Origin of the sequence: Microbacterium hatanonis, from assembly GCF_008017415.1 — a bacterium.
GTDB lineage: Bacteria > Actinomycetota > Actinomycetes > Actinomycetales > Microbacteriaceae > Microbacterium > Microbacterium hatanonis.
Window position 1 is genome coordinate 740,776 of the sequence record NZ_VRSV01000002.1, and the last position, 15,334, is coordinate 756,109.

The 15,334-nt window shown below is 70.5% G+C and carries 12 protein-coding genes; 8 read left to right on the forward strand and 4 right to left on the reverse strand.

Going from position 1 to position 15,334, the window contains the following annotated elements:
* The first annotated feature begins 7 nt into the window (after positions 1-7).
* Together FVP77_RS13635 and FVP77_RS13640 are read left to right on the forward strand one after the other, a co-directional pair.
* On the forward strand, positions 8-1,021 hold the full coding sequence (locus FVP77_RS13635; RefSeq protein WP_147895118.1) for an aldo/keto reductase family protein: 1,014 nt from the start codon (positions 8-10) through the stop codon (positions 1,019-1,021).
* A gap of 9 nt (positions 1,022-1,030) precedes the next feature.
* Positions 1,031-1,510, forward strand: a complete 480-nt coding sequence (locus tag FVP77_RS13640; protein ID WP_147895119.1) for an NUDIX hydrolase — start codon at positions 1,031-1,033, stop codon at positions 1,508-1,510.
* Positions 1,511-1,552: 42 nt separating this feature from the next.
* On the opposite strand, the gene FVP77_RS13645 is transcribed toward FVP77_RS13640, so the two are convergent.
* Entirely contained in the window at positions 1,553-2,530 is a 978-nt protein-coding gene (locus FVP77_RS13645; protein ID WP_147895120.1) for a zinc-binding dehydrogenase, read from the reverse strand.
* Between the two features lie 63 nt (positions 2,531-2,593).
* Here FVP77_RS13645 and FVP77_RS13650 point away from each other — a divergent pair, with 63 nt between their 5' ends.
* Positions 2,594-3,214 (forward strand): TetR/AcrR family transcriptional regulator, encoded by a 621-nt coding sequence (locus FVP77_RS13650; RefSeq protein ID WP_147895121.1) that lies wholly within the window; start codon positions 2,594-2,596, stop codon positions 3,212-3,214.
* A 152-nt stretch (positions 3,215-3,366) separates the two neighbouring features.
* A complete protein-coding gene (locus FVP77_RS13655; RefSeq protein ID WP_147895122.1) occupies positions 3,367-3,828 on the forward strand; it encodes an SRPBCC family protein in 462 nt (153 codons plus the stop codon).
* Positions 3,829-3,845: 17 nt separating this feature from the next.
* On the opposite strand, the gene FVP77_RS13660 is transcribed toward FVP77_RS13655, so the two are convergent.
* The gene (locus FVP77_RS13660; RefSeq protein WP_147895123.1) at positions 3,846-5,468 is read right to left on the reverse strand and encodes an ABC transporter permease; all 1,623 of its coding nucleotides are present in this window, start codon (positions 5,466-5,468) and stop codon (positions 3,846-3,848) included.
* Positions 5,465-6,382, reverse strand: a complete 918-nt coding sequence (locus tag FVP77_RS13665) for an ABC transporter ATP-binding protein (protein ID WP_147895124.1) — start codon at positions 6,380-6,382, stop codon at positions 5,465-5,467. Before FVP77_RS13665 ends, FVP77_RS13660 begins: the two co-directional genes overlap by 4 nt.
* A gap of 93 nt (positions 6,383-6,475) precedes the next feature.
* Between FVP77_RS13665 and FVP77_RS13670 the strand changes: the two genes are divergently transcribed.
* From FVP77_RS13670 to FVP77_RS13685, 4 genes are read left to right on the forward strand one after another with little or no spacing between them, the layout of a single operon-like run.
* Complete coding sequence (locus FVP77_RS13670) at positions 6,476-8,002, forward strand: MmgE/PrpD family protein (protein ID WP_147895125.1); 1,527 nt, start codon at positions 6,476-6,478, stop codon at positions 8,000-8,002.
* Complete coding sequence (gene prpB, locus FVP77_RS13675; protein ID WP_147895126.1) at positions 8,002-8,901, forward strand: methylisocitrate lyase; 900 nt, start codon at positions 8,002-8,004, stop codon at positions 8,899-8,901. Before FVP77_RS13670 ends, prpB begins: the two co-directional genes overlap by 1 nt.
* A gap of 32 nt (positions 8,902-8,933) precedes the next feature.
* A complete protein-coding gene (locus FVP77_RS13680; RefSeq protein WP_147895127.1) occupies positions 8,934-10,109 on the forward strand; it encodes a bifunctional 2-methylcitrate synthase/citrate synthase in 1,176 nt (391 codons plus the stop codon).
* Entirely contained in the window at positions 10,109-11,296 is a 1,188-nt protein-coding gene (locus FVP77_RS13685; RefSeq protein ID WP_147895128.1) for a thiolase family protein, read from the forward strand. Before FVP77_RS13680 ends, FVP77_RS13685 begins: the two co-directional genes overlap by 1 nt.
* A gap of 169 nt (positions 11,297-11,465) precedes the next feature.
* On the opposite strand, the gene FVP77_RS13690 is transcribed toward FVP77_RS13685, so the two are convergent.
* A complete protein-coding gene (locus FVP77_RS13690; RefSeq protein ID WP_222707738.1) occupies positions 11,466-15,248 on the reverse strand; it encodes a choice-of-anchor I family protein in 3,783 nt (1,260 codons plus the stop codon).
* Positions 15,249-15,334: the final 86 nt, after the last annotated feature.

Below are 15,334 nucleotides of genomic sequence, written 5' to 3' on the forward strand. Positions count from 1 at the left end.
TGGACGCATGGTCAACTATCGCTATCTGGGCAGCAGTGGTCTCAAGGTCTCGGAGATCACGTACGGCAACTGGGTGACGCACGCGTCGCAGGTCGGAGACGACGCCGCCGTCAAGACCGTGCACGCCGCCCTTGACGCCGGCATCACGACGTTCGACACCGCCGACACCTACGCCAACACCGCCGCCGAGGTCATCCTCGGGAAGGCACTCGAGGGGCAGCGGCGCGAGTCGCTCGAGATCTTCACGAAGGTCTACTTCCCGACCGGACCGGGCGGCCCCAACGACACCGGCTTGAGCCGCAAGCACATCACCGAGTCGATCAACGGGTCGCTCAAGCGCCTCGGCACCGACTACGTCGATCTCTACCAGGCGCACCGCTTCGACTACGAGACGCCGCTCGAGGAGACGTTCCAGACGTTCGCCGACCTGGTGCGCCAGGGCAAGGTGCTCTACATCGGCGTCTCGGAGTGGACCGCCGAGCAGCTGCGCGAGGGTCACGCTCTCGCGAAGGAGCTCAACATCCAGCTCATCTCGAACCAGCCGCAGTACTCGATGCTGTGGCGCGTCATCGAAGACAAGGTCGTTCCCGCCAGCGAGGAGCTCGGCATCTCGCAGATCGTCTGGTCGCCCATGGCGCAGGGCGTACTGAGCGGCAAGTACCTGCCCGGTCAGCCGGTGCCCGAGGGGTCGCGCGCGACCGACGAGAAGAGCGGCGCGAACTTCATCAAGCGCTTCCTCGCCGAAGACACGCTCACCGCGGTGCAGCGCCTGAAGCCCATCGCCGAGCAGGCGGGCCTGTCGATGCCGCAGATGGCGATCGCCTGGGTGCTGCAGAACCCGAACGTCGCCGCCGCGCTCGTCGGCGCGTCGCGTCCGGAGCAGCTCGCCGACACCGTCAAGGCGTCCGGTGTCACGCTCGACGCCGACACGCTCTCCGCGATCGACGACGCACTGGGCGGCACGGTCGAGCGCGACGGGCAGAAGACGTACGAGACATCGCCCAAGGCGCGGCTGGCCTGAGGTCCGACCATGGTGGTGATGAGCGCCGGCATCCTGCTGTACCGTCTCGACGGCGGCGGGGTGCAGGTGCTCATCGCCCACATGGGAGGCCCGTACTGGGCCTCGAAAGACGCCGCCGCCTGGTCGATCCCGAAGGGCGAGTTCGATCCCGACCACGAGTCCGCTCTGGATGCTGCGCACCGCGAGTTCCGCGAGGAGCTCGGCGTCGATGCGCCGGCGGGCGACTACGCCGAGCTGGGCACCTTCGCGTACTCGTCGGGCAAGCGCGTCGTGGTGTTCGTCGCGGACGGCGCAGGTTTCGACGCATCCGGATTCTCGTTCGGCGAGTTCGAGATGGAGTGGCCGCCGCGGTCGGGCGAGACCGCGCGATTCCCCGAGGTCGACCGCGCCGAGTGGACAGCGATCGACGACGCGCGCGAACGCCTCGTGAAGGGCCAGCGCCCCGCTCTCGAGGCGCTCGGGAAGATGATCGAGCTCGCCGCGGGGTAGGCCGACCGCCGCGAGGAGACGAGGCGATCGGCCCGCGACCGGTCAGGGACGCAGGAGCACCTTGCCGACGCGGCCCGCTTCGCCCGAGGCGGTCACGGCCGCGGCGACATCGTCGAACCCGTGGATCGATGCGACCGGCAGCGTGAGCACTCCCGACGAGAGGTGGCGCGCGAGCTCGCCGAACAGCTCGGTGCGGGTCGCCGCATCCATGCTCCCCGCGACCTTGCTGCCCCAGAATCCCTTCACCGTGGCCTGCCTGAAGATGACATCGCCCGAGGCGAGCTCCATCGTCGGGCTGTCCATCGCGCCGAAGGCGACGAGGGTTCCGTTCTCGGCGAGGAGCGACAGCACATCACCGCTCGACCGGCCGCCGACGGAGTCGACGCCCGCGACGATGTCGGCGCCTCCGGTGAGCTCGGCCACGCGACCTTGCCAGCCCTCGGTGTCGACCGCGACGATGCGCGAGATGCCCTGGTCCTCGAGCTCGCGCACGCCCGACGCGCGGCGGACGAGGCCCACCACATTGATGCCGCGCGCAGCGCCGATCTGGGCGACCATGCGACCGACCGCGCCGTTCGCGGCGTTCTGCACGATCCAGTCGCCGGTCTTCAGGTCGAGGAACTCCAGCAGGCTGATCGCACTGAACGGCATCGACACGAGCTGGGCGGCCGCTTCGTCGGGGAGGCCTTCGGAGACGGGGACGAGCCCTGCCGCGCGCGCGATGAACTGTTCGGCCCAGACCCCGAACGTGCCGCCCGTCGCGACGCGCTGGCCCACCCGCAGCGAATCGACTCCGGCGCCCACCTCTTCCACGACACCGACGGCCTCGGTTCCGGCGCGAGCGGGAAGAGCGGGCTTGTAGCCGTAGGTGCCGCGGATCGTCCAGAGATCGTGGTTGTGGATGGGGGAGAGAAGGGTGCGGATGCGCACCTCTCCCTCGCCGGGCGTGGGGGTCTCGGCGTCTTCGACGGTGAGCACTGCTGCCGGGTCGCCGAACTCGTGGTGGGTGATCGCGCGCATGGGGGCGTCCTTCCGAAATTTTGTAACGATTGGTCTAATATAGACCCCGACGGAGGGAATCCGATGGGACGACTGCGAACGTTCGACCACGACGAGGTGGTGCGCTCGGCGCGCGACCTGTTCTGGTCGCGGGGCTACGCCGAAGCGGGCATCGGAGAGCTGGAAGAGGCGACCTCTCTGAAGCGGTCGAGCCTCTACCACGCGTTCGGGAGCAAACGGGGGCTGTTCGAAGCGGTCGTCGTCGACTACCTCGCTCACGTCGCCCGCCCTCGCCTCGCGGGGCTGCGGGAGAGCAACCCCGCCCCCGAGGCGCTCGAGCGCTACCTCGCGGCCCTGCGCGCTGAGGTCCTCTCGCCGGCGTCAGCGTCGAGATCGGGCTGTCTCCTTCTGAACGCGGCGTGCACCCCGCTGGCGAGCGACGACGACGGCGTCCGGGCGATCATCGCCGACTACACCGAAGAGATCCGTGTCGCCGTCCGCGCGGGCGTCGCCGCGGGTCGACCCGACCTCGACGCCGCATCGCAACGCACGCTGGCGGTCACCTGCTCGTCGCTCGTGCTGGCCGCTCTGGCTCAGGCGCGCACCGACGAGGCGGGCGCGGCGGAGAGCCTGGATGCTGCCACGTCCGTTCTCGCGACCTGGCAGCCGCGGGCCGCTCAGGCCAGCGTGACCGCCGTGCCGTAGGCGACGACCTCCTCAACGCGCGCGCGATCCGCCGCCCGGAACGACTCGCCGCCGGCGATCCCCCCTCGCGCAAGCGCCTCGACGGAACGCGAACGGCGACGTACCGTGCTCGAACCGCGACGACGCGCGCCGCGGCAGGCAAGGAGCAACCCATGATCGATTCCTCCCGCGGATTCACTCTCGAGCGACTGCTCGACGCGACCCCCGAACAGATCTGGAACGCATGGACGGATGCCGACGACGCCGCGCAGTGGTGGCATCCGAACGGCATGACCACGCCGCGCGAAACGGTGACCATCGACGCGAAGGAGGGCGGACGCTACGCCTACACGATGGTCGATGACGCGTCGGGCGAGACGCACCCGACAGGCGGGCTCTACCGAGAGGTGGTGCCGCAGCGGCGACTCGTCTTCACCTGGGGCGAGCCCGACGCCGATCCCGACGAGACCCCGGTGGTGACGGTCGAGATCGCACCGGCCGGAGATCTGACGCGGCTGACCTTCGACCTGCGCGGCGTCGACGGCATGGCCGGTGATGACAGCTTCTACGACGGATGGGCGAGTGCGCTCGACGAGCTCGTCACGCACCTCGGCCAGTCGGCCGTCCACGGCTGACCCGTCGCGTCGTCGGGTCAGCCCGCCGAGGCCAGCTCGCGGCGACGCATGAGGACGGCGGATGCCGCGACCGAGGCGACGATCGCGATCGTCAGCCAGATGAGACCGCGCTGGTCGACGCCGGCGTCCGTGGGCACCGGCGTGACGGAGAACGGGGCCAGGTCCACCGCCCAGTCGGGGAGGCCCAGCACCGGTCCGAACAGCCCGAGGACGGCGGCGAGGAGGACGAGCGTCCACCCGACGGCGATCGTGGCGCGCGGGAGCACCGTGAACACCAGCGCGGTCAGTCCGACGAAGACCCCCGCGGCCACAGCCTGACCGGCTCCCACCACGACGGCGTCGACGATGAGGGCGCCGTCCCCACCCTGCATCCCTACGCCGACCGTCGCGCCGACCACCGCCGCGAACACGGTCAGCACGATGGCCGCGAACCCCACGACGACGAAGTCGGCCAGCCATCGCACGCGGCCGGTGGGGAGCGCCCTCACCAGCTCCGCCGTGCCGTGGGACTCCTCCTGCCGGGCGCGGGCGACGGTCTGCACACCGGCGCACGCGGCGAGGATGCCGATCATCGTGAAGAAGACGACGACCAGGCCGCGCGCGAGATCCTCCCCGCCGGCGGAGATCTGCGCGAGCACCTGGGCGATGGCAGGGTTCTGCGCGGTGATCGAACTCACCGCCGGGGCGAGTGCCGTCGCCAGAGCGCCGCTGGCGAATCCGCCGATCATCCACGCCACGGTCGCCGGCCACGACAACCGCGCGACGAGAGCGGTCGTCGATGCGAGGGCGGCTCGCGCCGCGGGGCGTCCGGGGCGCTCCGCGACGAGGCTCGAGCCCGTGTCGCGCTGGGCGAGGAGGGCGAACGAGACGGCGATCAGTACGGCGGCGAGGAGCATGCACCACAGCAGCGGAAGCGCCAGGTTCTCATCGAACGCCCGGGTGTTCTCGGCCCAGCCGAACGGCGAGAACCACGTCAGCGGCGAGCTCTGCATCCGCTGCAGATCGTCGCTCGGGGTGCCGAGCGCATTGCCGAGGCCCGCGGCGAAGAACGTCACCAGCAGCGCGGTCACCGAGACGGAGTTGGCCGCGCGCGAGGTGCGCAGGAACTGGGCGGCGGCGAGCCCCACCCCGAGGAAGACGAGGGCGATCGACGCGCACGATGCCCCGACCAGCAGCGAGCCGCCCGGTTCCAGACCGCATCCGACGAGGGCGAGCGTCGTTGCGGCGCCCAGGAGCAGGCTCGCGATCACGCCGTGAACGACCGTCGCGACCGTCGGCAGCACCCGGCCGGCGGGCGTCGCCTCGGTGAGCTCGGCGAGCCCCGACTCCTCGGCGGCGCGAGTGTGCCTCACCGCGAGGAAGCTCGTCGTGAACGCCGACAGCATCGCGAGGAACGGGAGGATCAGGAACGTGATGAATGCGCCCTGTCCGGTGCCCGACGGAAGCCCCCGGAAGAGCAGGATCACGGGGTTCGCCAGCGCGGTGGCCACCAGGGAGGTGCGTTCCTCCGCGGTGTCGAAGTTGGCCGCGACTCCCGCGACCGCCGCCCCCGCGAGCGCCGCCGTGCCGACGACCCACAGCGTCAGTTGAAGGGCATCGCGTCTCATCCTCTCGACGAGGAGCACCCCGATCCTGCTCACGGCGGACTCGAGCCCGAGGCGTCGTCGCCGTAGTGGCGGAGGAACAGCTCCTCGAGCGACGCCGGCTCGATCCGGAGCCCCTCCGCGCCGTGCTGCGCCAGCAGGGGGAGCAGCGCCGTCACCGCATCGCTGTCGACGGTGCAGCGCACCCGCCCGCCCTCGACCCTCGCGTCGTGCACCGACGGCAGCGAGGCGAGGAACGCCGCATCGGCTCCCACGAACGACACCTCCGTGCGGGTGAGGTGGCGCAGCTCCGGGAGCGTGCCCGACTCGACGACCCTGCCGGCGCGGATGATGCTGACCCGATCGCACAGATGCTCGACCTCGGTGAGCATGTGGCTGGACAGCAGCACCGATGACCCTGCCGAGCGCACCCGCCGCAGCTCGCGCTGGAACGCCACCTCCATGAGCGGATCGAGCCCGCTCGTCGGTTCGTCGAGGATGTACAGCGCCGCCGGCACGGCGAAGGCCGCGATCAGCGCCACTTTCTGCCGGTTCCCCTTCGAGTAGGCTCGCCCCTTCTTGCGCGGATCGAACTGGAACTCCTCGATCAGGCGCGCTCTCTCGCGGCGGTAGACCGACTCGTGCCGGCTCGCTCCGCGCAGCCGCGTGAGCAGGTCGATGGCTTCGCCGCCGGAGATGTTCGGCCAGATGCTCACGTCGCCGGGCACGTACGCCATCCGTCGGTGCAGCCGCACCGCGTCGTTCCAGGGGTGACCTCCCAGCACGGATGCTTCGCCGTCGCTCGCGCGCGCGAGCCCGAGCAGGATGCGGATCGTGGTGGACTTCCCCGCCCCATTCGGGCCGAGGAAGCCGTGGATCTCACCGGCGGAGACCTCCAGGTCGAGTCCGTCGAGGGCGCGCGTGCGGCCGTACCGCTTCTGCAGGCCCCGGGTTCGGACGACCGTCGTCATGAGCACAACGTACGCCCGGCGAAAGCGGAAGGGGAGGCCCTCTCGCCGTAGGGCGGGCAGTATGGGTAGGGAATGCCCCACGAAAGGCCCCCCATGACGATCTCGCATCATCTCCGTGTCCACCGCAGCGACGAGAACCTGCCCCGCGAAGGCGAGCTGGCGTGGCACCTGGCGGAGGTTGCGACCGACGAGGTGGGCGTCGACGGCGATGTCGTCGACATGATCGTCAACCGGGTCATCGACAACGCCGCGGTGGCGGCAGCATCCCTCACCCGGCGCCCGGTGAGCGCTGCGCGACAGCAGGCTCTCGACCACCCGGTCTCGATCAGCGGCCCCGGCGCCACGATCTTCGGCTGCGCGCTCGAACGACGCACGAGCCCGGAGTGGGCCGCGTGGGCGAACGGGGTCGCCGTGCGGGAGCTCGACTACCACGACACGTTCCTCGCGGCCGACTACTCCCACCCGGGCGACAACATCCCGCCGATCCTGGCCGTCGCCCAGCACACCGGTCGCGACGGGGCGGCGCTCGTGCGCGGGCTCGCCACGGCCTACGAGATCCAGATCGACCTCGTACGGGCGATCTCGCTGCACAGGCACAAGATCGACCACGTCGCCCACCTCGGCCCCGCGGCTGCGGCGGGGATCGGCACGCTGCTCGGCCTCGACACCGAGACCATCCGGCAGGCGATCGGTCAGGCGCTGCACACCACCACCGCCACGCGTCAGTCGCGCAAGGGAGAGATCTCGACCTGGAAGGCGTTCGCGCCGGCGTTCGCGGGGAAGCTCGCCGTCGAGGCGGTCGACCGCGCGATGCGCGGCGAGACGTCGCCCGCCCCGATCTACGAGGGAGAGGACGGCGTGGTCGCCTGGTTGCTCGACGGCAAGGATGCGTCGTACGACGTTCCGCTGCCGGCCTCCGGCGAGTCCAAGCGCGCGATCCTCGACTCGTATACGAAGGAGCACTCCGCCGAGTACCAGGCGCAGGCGTGGATCGACCTCGCCCGCCGTCTCGGCACCGAGCGGCCCGACCTCCGCGACCCGGCGAACGTCGCCTCGATCGTGCTGCACACGAGCCACCACACGCACTACGTCATCGGCTCGGGCGCGAACGACCCGCAGAAGTACGATCCGACCGCCTCGCGCGAGACGCTCGACCACTCGATCCCGTACATCTTCGCCGTCGCGCTGCAGGACGGCGCCTGGCATCACGTCGACTCGTACACGCCCGAGCGCGCCGGCCGTCCCGACACCGTCGAGCTGTGGCGCAAGGTCACCACCGCGGAGGACGCCGAGTGGACGCGTCGCTACCACTCGGAGGATCCGAACGAGAAGGCCTTCGGAGGCCGCGTGGTGATCACCCTCGCCGACGGCTCGACCGTCGAAGAGGAGATCTCCGTCGCCGACGCGCACCCGCTGGGTGCGCGCCCGTTCGCCCGCGAGGACTACGTGCGCAAGTTCCGCCTGCTGGCCGAGCCCGTGCTGCTGCCGGAGGAGATCGAGCGCTTCCTCGATCTCGCCGAGCGTCTGCCCGAGCTCACGGCGGCGGAGGTGCTGCAGCTGAACATCGTCGCCAAGCACGGTGTGCTCGCCCTCGCGCCCGCCCCCAAGGGGCTGTTCTGATGCTGTACGCCCAGACCCCGGCGCACGAGAAGCGGCGGATGCTGCGCGAACGCCTCGCGTCCGGCGAGCTGCTGCGCTTCCCGGGCGCCTTCAACCCGCTGTCGGCGCGGCTGATCGAGCGGAAGGGCTTCGACGGGGTCTACGTCTCCGGCGCGGTGCTCGCCGCTGATCTGGGCCTCCCCGACATCGGGCTGACGACCCTCACCGAGGTCGCCGGGCGCGGTCAGCAGATCGCGCGGATGACCGAGCTCCCCGCGATCATCGACGCCGACACCGGGTTCGGCGAGCCGATGAACGTCGCGCGCACGATCCAGACCCTCGAAGACGCGGGGCTCGCGGGCGCCCACATCGAGGACCAGGTGAACCCGAAGCGCTGCGGGCACCTCGACGGCAAGAGCGTCGTCGACGGCGACACGGCCGTCAAGCGGATCCGCGCCGCCGTCGATGCGCGACGCGACCCCGATTTCCTCGTGATGGCCCGCACCGACATCCGTGCGATCGACGGCCTCGACGCGGCGATCGACCGGGCCAAGGCGCTCGTCGACGCCGGCGCCGACGCGATCTTCCCCGAGGCGATGCGCGACCTCGGCGAGTTCGAGGCCATGCGCGCGTCGCTCGACGTGCCGATCCTGGCCAACATGACCGAGTTCGGCAAGAGCGAGCTGTTCTCGACCGAGCAGCTGCGCAGCGCCGGCGTCAACATCGTGATCTGGCCCGTCTCGCTTCTGCGCCTCGCGATGGGGGCCGCCGACCGGGCGCTCGACACACTCGAGGACGAGGGGCACCTGACCTCGAGACTCGGCGAGATGCAGCATCGCGCCGACCTGTACGACCTCATCGACTACGAGGGCTACACCCGCTTCGACACGAACGTGTTCGACTTCCGCGTGGAGCGCTGAACCGCAGCATCCGCCGATCTCGAGGGAGAGAGATGACCGACATCAAGAAGGGCCTCGCCGGCGTGGTGGTGGATTACACCGCGATCAGCAAGGTGAACCCCGACACCAACAGCCTCCTCTACCGGGGCTACCCCGTGCAGGAGCTCGCCGCGTCCCAGCCCTTCGAGGCTGTCGCCTACCTCCTCTGGCACGGCGAGCTGCCCACCTCCGAGCAGCTGGCCGAGCTGCGCGCCTCCGAGCGGGAGAACCGGATGCTGCAGCCGGCGGTGAGAGCGGCGATCGACCTGCTGCCGACCACCGCGCACCCGATGGACGTCGTGCGAACGGCGGTGAGCGTGATCGGCGCGACCGATCCCCACGCCGACGATGCGAGCCCCGAGGCGGAGCTGGCCGGCAGCATCCGTCTCTTCTCCGCGCTTCCGGCCGTGATCGCCTACGACCAGCGCCGTCGTCGCGACGACGACCCGATCGAACCGGTCGAGCCGCGCGACGACCTGGACTACGCCGCGAACTTCCTCTGGATGACGTTCGAGGAGGAGTCCGAGCCGCTCGTCGTTGACGCGTTCAACGTCTCGCTGATCCTCTACGCCGAGCACTCCTTCAACGCCTCGACGTTCACCGCTCGCGTCATCACCTCGACCCTCAGCGACCTGTACTCCGCCGTCGTGGGAGCGATAGGGGCGCTGAAGGGACCGCTGCACGGGGGCGCGAACGAGGCCGTCATGCACGTCTTCGACGAGATCGGCGACGCGTCGAACGTCGTGCCCTGGCTCGACACCGCGCTCGCCGAGAAGCGGAAGGTCATGGGGTTCGGGCACCGCGTCTACAAGCGCGGCGACTCCCGGGTCCCGACGATGCGCGCGGCCCTCGTCGAACTCGTCGAGCACTACGACCGGCCGGACGTGCTCGACCTCTACGACGCGCTCGAGACGGAGTTCGTCGACCGCAAGGGCATCTACCCGAACCTCGACTACCCCTCGGGGCCGGCGTACCACCTGATGGGCTTCGACACCGCGACCTTCACACCGCTGTTCGTCGCCGCGCGGGTCACGGGGTGGACCGCGCACATCCGCGAGCAGCGGGCGTCGAACGCGCTCATCCGCCCCCTGTCGGAGTACAACGGGCCCGACGAGCGCCATATCGACGGCTACGAGGACTTCGTCGTCGCCGACGACACGGCCGAGCGCCCGGAGGAGGCGGCGGGCTGATGGCCGACCGCGAGCGGGTCGTGCTCGTCGCCGGTGCGCGCACGCCGATCGGGAGCTTCGCCGGGTCGCTGTCGACGGTTGCCGCCCACGAGCTCGGCGCCGTGGCGGTGACCGCCGCGCTCGAGCGCGCGGGTCTGGCCCCCGCCGACGTCGACGAGGTCGTGATGGGCTGCATCGCCCAGAACGGACCCGACGCCTACAACGCGCGGCGGGTGGCGCTCGCCGCGGGGCTTCCGACGCGCGTGCCCGCATTCACCGTCAATCGTCTCTGCGGCTCGGGGCTGCAGGCGATCTGGTCGGGCGCCCAGGAGCTGCTCTGGGGCGGCGTCGACGTCGTCGTCGCGGGCGGCGACGAGAGCATGTCGCGCACGCCCTTCCTCGATTTCGGCGCCCGCGACGGCGCGCGGCTCGGCGACCGCAGGCTGCTCGACGGCACCCTCGCGATCCTGACCGATCCGTTCAGCGGCAAGCACATGGGCACCACCGCCGAGAACGTCGCCGAGCGCTACGGCGTCTCGCGTCGGGAGCAGGACGAATTCGCCGCGGAGAGCCAACGGCGCGCGGCGACGGACGCGGCGCGTTCGGCCTTCGCGGACGAGATCGTGCCCGTGACGACCCCCGGCCGCACCGGCGTCGAGGTGGCGGTCGACCAGCATCCGCGCCCCGACACCACCGTGGAGGTGCTCGCGGGCCTGCGCGCCGCGTTCCGCGAGGGCGGATCGGTCACGGCGGGCAACTCCTCGGGCATCAACGACGGGGCGGCCGCGACCGTGTTGATGCGGGAGTCCGATGCGCGCGAGCGGGGTCTCGACGGGCTCGTCACGCTCGAAGCGGTGACCACCGCCGGGGTCGACCCCGAGATCATGGGCTACGCCCCGGTGATCGCACTGGAGCGGCTGTGGGCGCAGACCGGGCTCACGCCGGCCGACGTCGACGTGATCGAGCTCAACGAGGCGTTCGCCGCCCAGGCGGTCGCCGTGATCCGCGATGCGGGCCTCGACCCCGAGAAGACGAACCCCTACGGCGGGGCGATCGCGCTGGGCCACCCGGTCGGTGCCACCGGCGCGATCCTGTCGGTGCGGGCGGCGATGGACCTTCGCCGTCGCGACCTCGAGTACGCCGTCGTGACGATGTGCATCGGCGGCGGCCAGGCGCTCGCCGCCCTCTTCCGCCGCTGGGACGGCTGAGTCCAGGCGCCGCCCCACCTCGCCGAATCCACACGATCGAGTCCCGATCAACACTCCTGTGCAGTATCAGGATGTGGAATCGAGCCGGATGGGGTGGATTCGACAAACGGATGCTGCGCGAGAGGCCCCCACCCCGAAGGGTGAGGGCCTCTGCAGTGCCGGGCGGGTGTCAGCCGACGACGGTACGGCGCTTGCGGAGGGCGAAGGCCAGGCCCCCGGCGACGAGCAGGAAGCCCGCCCCGAGCGCGATGCCCCACGGCAGCTCCGCGCCGGTCGCCGCGAGGGCGCCGGATGCGACGACCGTCACGCCGACCGAGATCGCTTCCTCGCCGGCGGTCGTGATCACCAGGCGGTGAGCGCCGACGGCGAAGTCCGCGGGGATCGCGACCGCGAAGGTCGTGATGCCCTGGGCGTTCGCCGCCGGGATGCCGGTGACCACGAGGGGCTCGCTGAAGAGGGTCGCGGCGATCTGCTGGCCGGGCTCGAGGCCCGACACCGTCACCGTGAGGGAGCGGCCCTGCTCGACGCGTCCTCCGTTGCTCAGCGAGACGTCTGCCCAGTCGCCGCCGACCTGCGTTCCGGCCGCGGGCGGAGTGCCGCCCGGGTTGTTCGGCGCCGGCGGGGTGGTGCCGGGGCCCGTTCCCGGGAGCTCCGGGTCGGTGCCGGGGTCGGTCGGCTCGATCGGGTCGATGCTGGTCACCAGCACCGCTCGATCGGCCGGGGACGGGGCGACAGGGCCCTCGGACGCCTCGAAGAAGTTCACCGTGGCGGCGAGGTCGATCTGCCCGGAGTCGGCCGCACCCGTGCCCTGCGCGAACGTGCCGAAGTTGTCGCCACCGGCCGCGAGGAACGAGTTGGTCACGACCTTGTAGGTGGTCACCGTGTCCGTCACGTCGAGCTCTTCGTCGTTCAGCGTGATGGCCCCGATGTGCGACCCGCGCTCCGCGGTCTCGAGGTACTCGAACGAGAAGCCCTCCGAAACCCCCAGCGCGAGCTTCGGGCGACTGGAGTCCGCAGGCTGCCACTGCTCCTCGAGCACGGCCTTCAGCTGCGCGGCGGTGAGCTCCAGGGTCACCAGCGTGTTGCCGAAGGGCTGCACGTTGGCCACGGCGCGGTAGGTGACCGCGCCGTTCTCGCCGGGCACCAGGTCGGCGCGGAGCCCACCCGGGTTCATGAAGGCGATCTGCGCGTCAGTGCCGCCGTACTCGGGGTTCTCGCTCGTGGCCCACAGGTACACGTCGGCGACGGTGTTGCCGAGCGTCGAGTACGCGCCGCGGTCTTCGGCCCCGGCCGCGGTCTTGGCGCGGTTGATGCTCTCGGTGATCGTTCCGACCTGCTCCTTGCCGAGCACGTCGGCCTCCGCCTTCGCCTCGACGACCAGGTCGTTGACCTCGAGGTTCGGGTAGGCGGCACTCATCGACACCGGAGCGTCGAAGAGCGTCACGAGACCGGGAGTGATCGAGACGAGCGCGTTGTCTTCGGCGAGGTCGATGTCGAGCGTTCCGAGGCGGGTGCCGTACTGGTTCGCCTGCACGACGGGAACGCCGTTCACCTCGCCCGCGTACGTCTGGTGCGTGTGGCCCGAGACGACCGCGTCGACGCCCTCGGGCAGGTTGTGCACCAGGCGGCCGAAGTCGGATGTGGTGTCGGCCTGCAGCGCCTCGATGCTCGAGCTCGCCCCACCGTCGTGCGCCAGGACGACGACGACGTCCGCCGCGTCGGCTGCGACGATCTCGGCGGTGACGCGGTCGACGGCCTCTCCCATGTCGCCGAACTCGATGTCGGCGATCCCGGCCGGGTTGACCAGCGTCTGCGTCTGCGGGGTGACGACGCCGATGAACGCGATGCGCGCGCCGCTCTCGGTGGTCTCGACCGTGTACTCCTCGAGCGCCGGGGTGTCGGTGCCCTTCTCGTACACGTTCGCGCCGAGCGCGTACTGCGGGCCGCCGAGCGAGTCGATCACGCGCTGGACGTCGTCGAAGCCCCGGTCGAACTCGTGGTTGCCCACGGCGCTCACGTCGAGGTTCGCGGCCTTCAACGCGTCGAGCGTCGGCTGGTCGTCCTGGATGAACGACTCGAAGGCCGAGGCGCCGATGTTGTCTCCCGCGGAGACGAACAGCGTGTTGGGGTTCTGCGCGCGGTATGCGTCCACGGCACCGGCGAGAGCCGCCGCCCCGGCGTAGCCGTTGGCGGGCTCCTGAACGAGGCGGCCGTGGAAGTCGTTGATCGTCAGCACCTGCACGTCGGGCTTGTCTGCGACGAGCCCCGTCACATCGAAGTTCGTCGTCGTTCCGGAGACCTCGTTGCCGACGGTGAGCAGCGGCGTTCCCGTGGGGGACCGCAGTGCCGACGTGAAGGCAAGGCCCTCGGGGCCGAGGTCGCCGGCTTCAGGCGTGCCGGGTGTCTTCGAGAAGTCGCGGTTGTTGACGTAGGTGACGAAGGTCGGGGCGCTCGCGGTCGTGATGTCGTAGACCATCACGCCGCCGACGCGCTCGAGACCGATGAACGCGTAGGTCTTGCCGTCCACGACGCCGATCACGAGGTTCTCGGGCTCGGGACCTTTGTCGTCGCTGCGGCCCTCGAGGTTGTTCTCCGTGTGGTTCGAGTTGAAGAAGGCGGGGTTCGCGTCGTGCGTGATCTTCTCGAACTGGCTGCCCGAGTCGAAGACCAGCGCACCGTCCGTCGACCAGACCGAGAACGAGCGTCCGCCGAACGTGTACAGCTCGGAGTAGCACGTGCCGTCGGCGTTCAGGCCCATCGAGGTCGTCACATTGAGGCGGCCGAGATCTGCGTCGCCGAGCTGGGAGGCGAGCGGCGAGGTCGTGCAGACCGGCGCGACGCCGTTCTTGCCCAGATCCTTCACCCGGACGGTCTCGTTGTAGTCGCCCCACTCGCGCCCGTCGCCCTCATTGGCCGTGACCAGGTAGGTCTTGCCGTCCGCGGCGACGTAAGAGCTGATGCCGTCGGGCATGTACACGCCGAAGAGACCGGCGTAGCTCTTCTGGTTGTAGGTCGGGGCACCGTTGGGGTCGCGGTCGCTCGCGTCGAGGGTGTTCGTCGCGTAGTCCTTGAATCCCAGCGGCAGGATCTTCGTGACCTCCGGCTTGGTGAGGTCGACCACGGCGATGGCGTTGGCCTCCTGCAGGGCGACGTAGGCGGTCGTGCCGGAGACGGTGACGTACTCGGGCTCGAGGTTGCGGCTGACACGGTTGGTGGCGAGCGTGGTCGGGTCCTGCCCGGGCGCCGCCACGTCGGGGCCGAAGACGCGCACCTTCGCGTCGAGCGTCTTGGTGCCGCCGGGCTCGAAGGCGCGGAAGTTCGCGGTCTTCGCGTCGGCCGTCGCCGGGAGCGAGACGGTCGTGGGCAGCTTGATGACTCCGACGGACCCCTCGGGGTCGGTCGAGAAGTCGTCGGCCGGTTCGCCCTCGTTGGCGACGACGGCGTACGCGCCGTCCTTCGAGATCGTCACCATGTCGGGGAGAGCCCCGACGGTGATCTCGCCGAGAACAGCGGATGCCGCGTCCGCAGCGTTCGCGTCGAAGAAGACGACGTGGCCCGGATCCGTCTTGACGGGCGCCTCGAAGGCGATGACGCCGAGACCGTCGTCGCGGATCGCGAGCGAGTTGGCCACGCCCTTCGACGTGAGGGCGAACTCCTCGACCGGCTTCGTCGGGTCGGCGTTGTCGAGCACGCTGACCGAGCCCGCCTGGGCGTTCACGACGAAGATGCGGTCGCGGTAGGTCTGCACGATCTCGGCGGCCGACTCGTCGAAGGCCCCCGATTCGTAGGTGCCGATCGGGCTCAGCGCGAGCGCGGCACCGGTGGCGCTGTTCGTGACGGGGGCAGGGACGATCGCGGCGGAAGCCGCGGTGGCGCTCGACAGGGCGAGCGCGCACACCGCTGCGGCGGTCGCGGTGAACGCGACGGCGCGGCGGAGGGAATGCGTGGGCATGCGTGTCCTCGGGTTGGGGATGAGACGGGGGTACGCACCGGTTCCGTGGAGATCCAGACCGGTCCCTTCGACCATCCCCGGTCGCG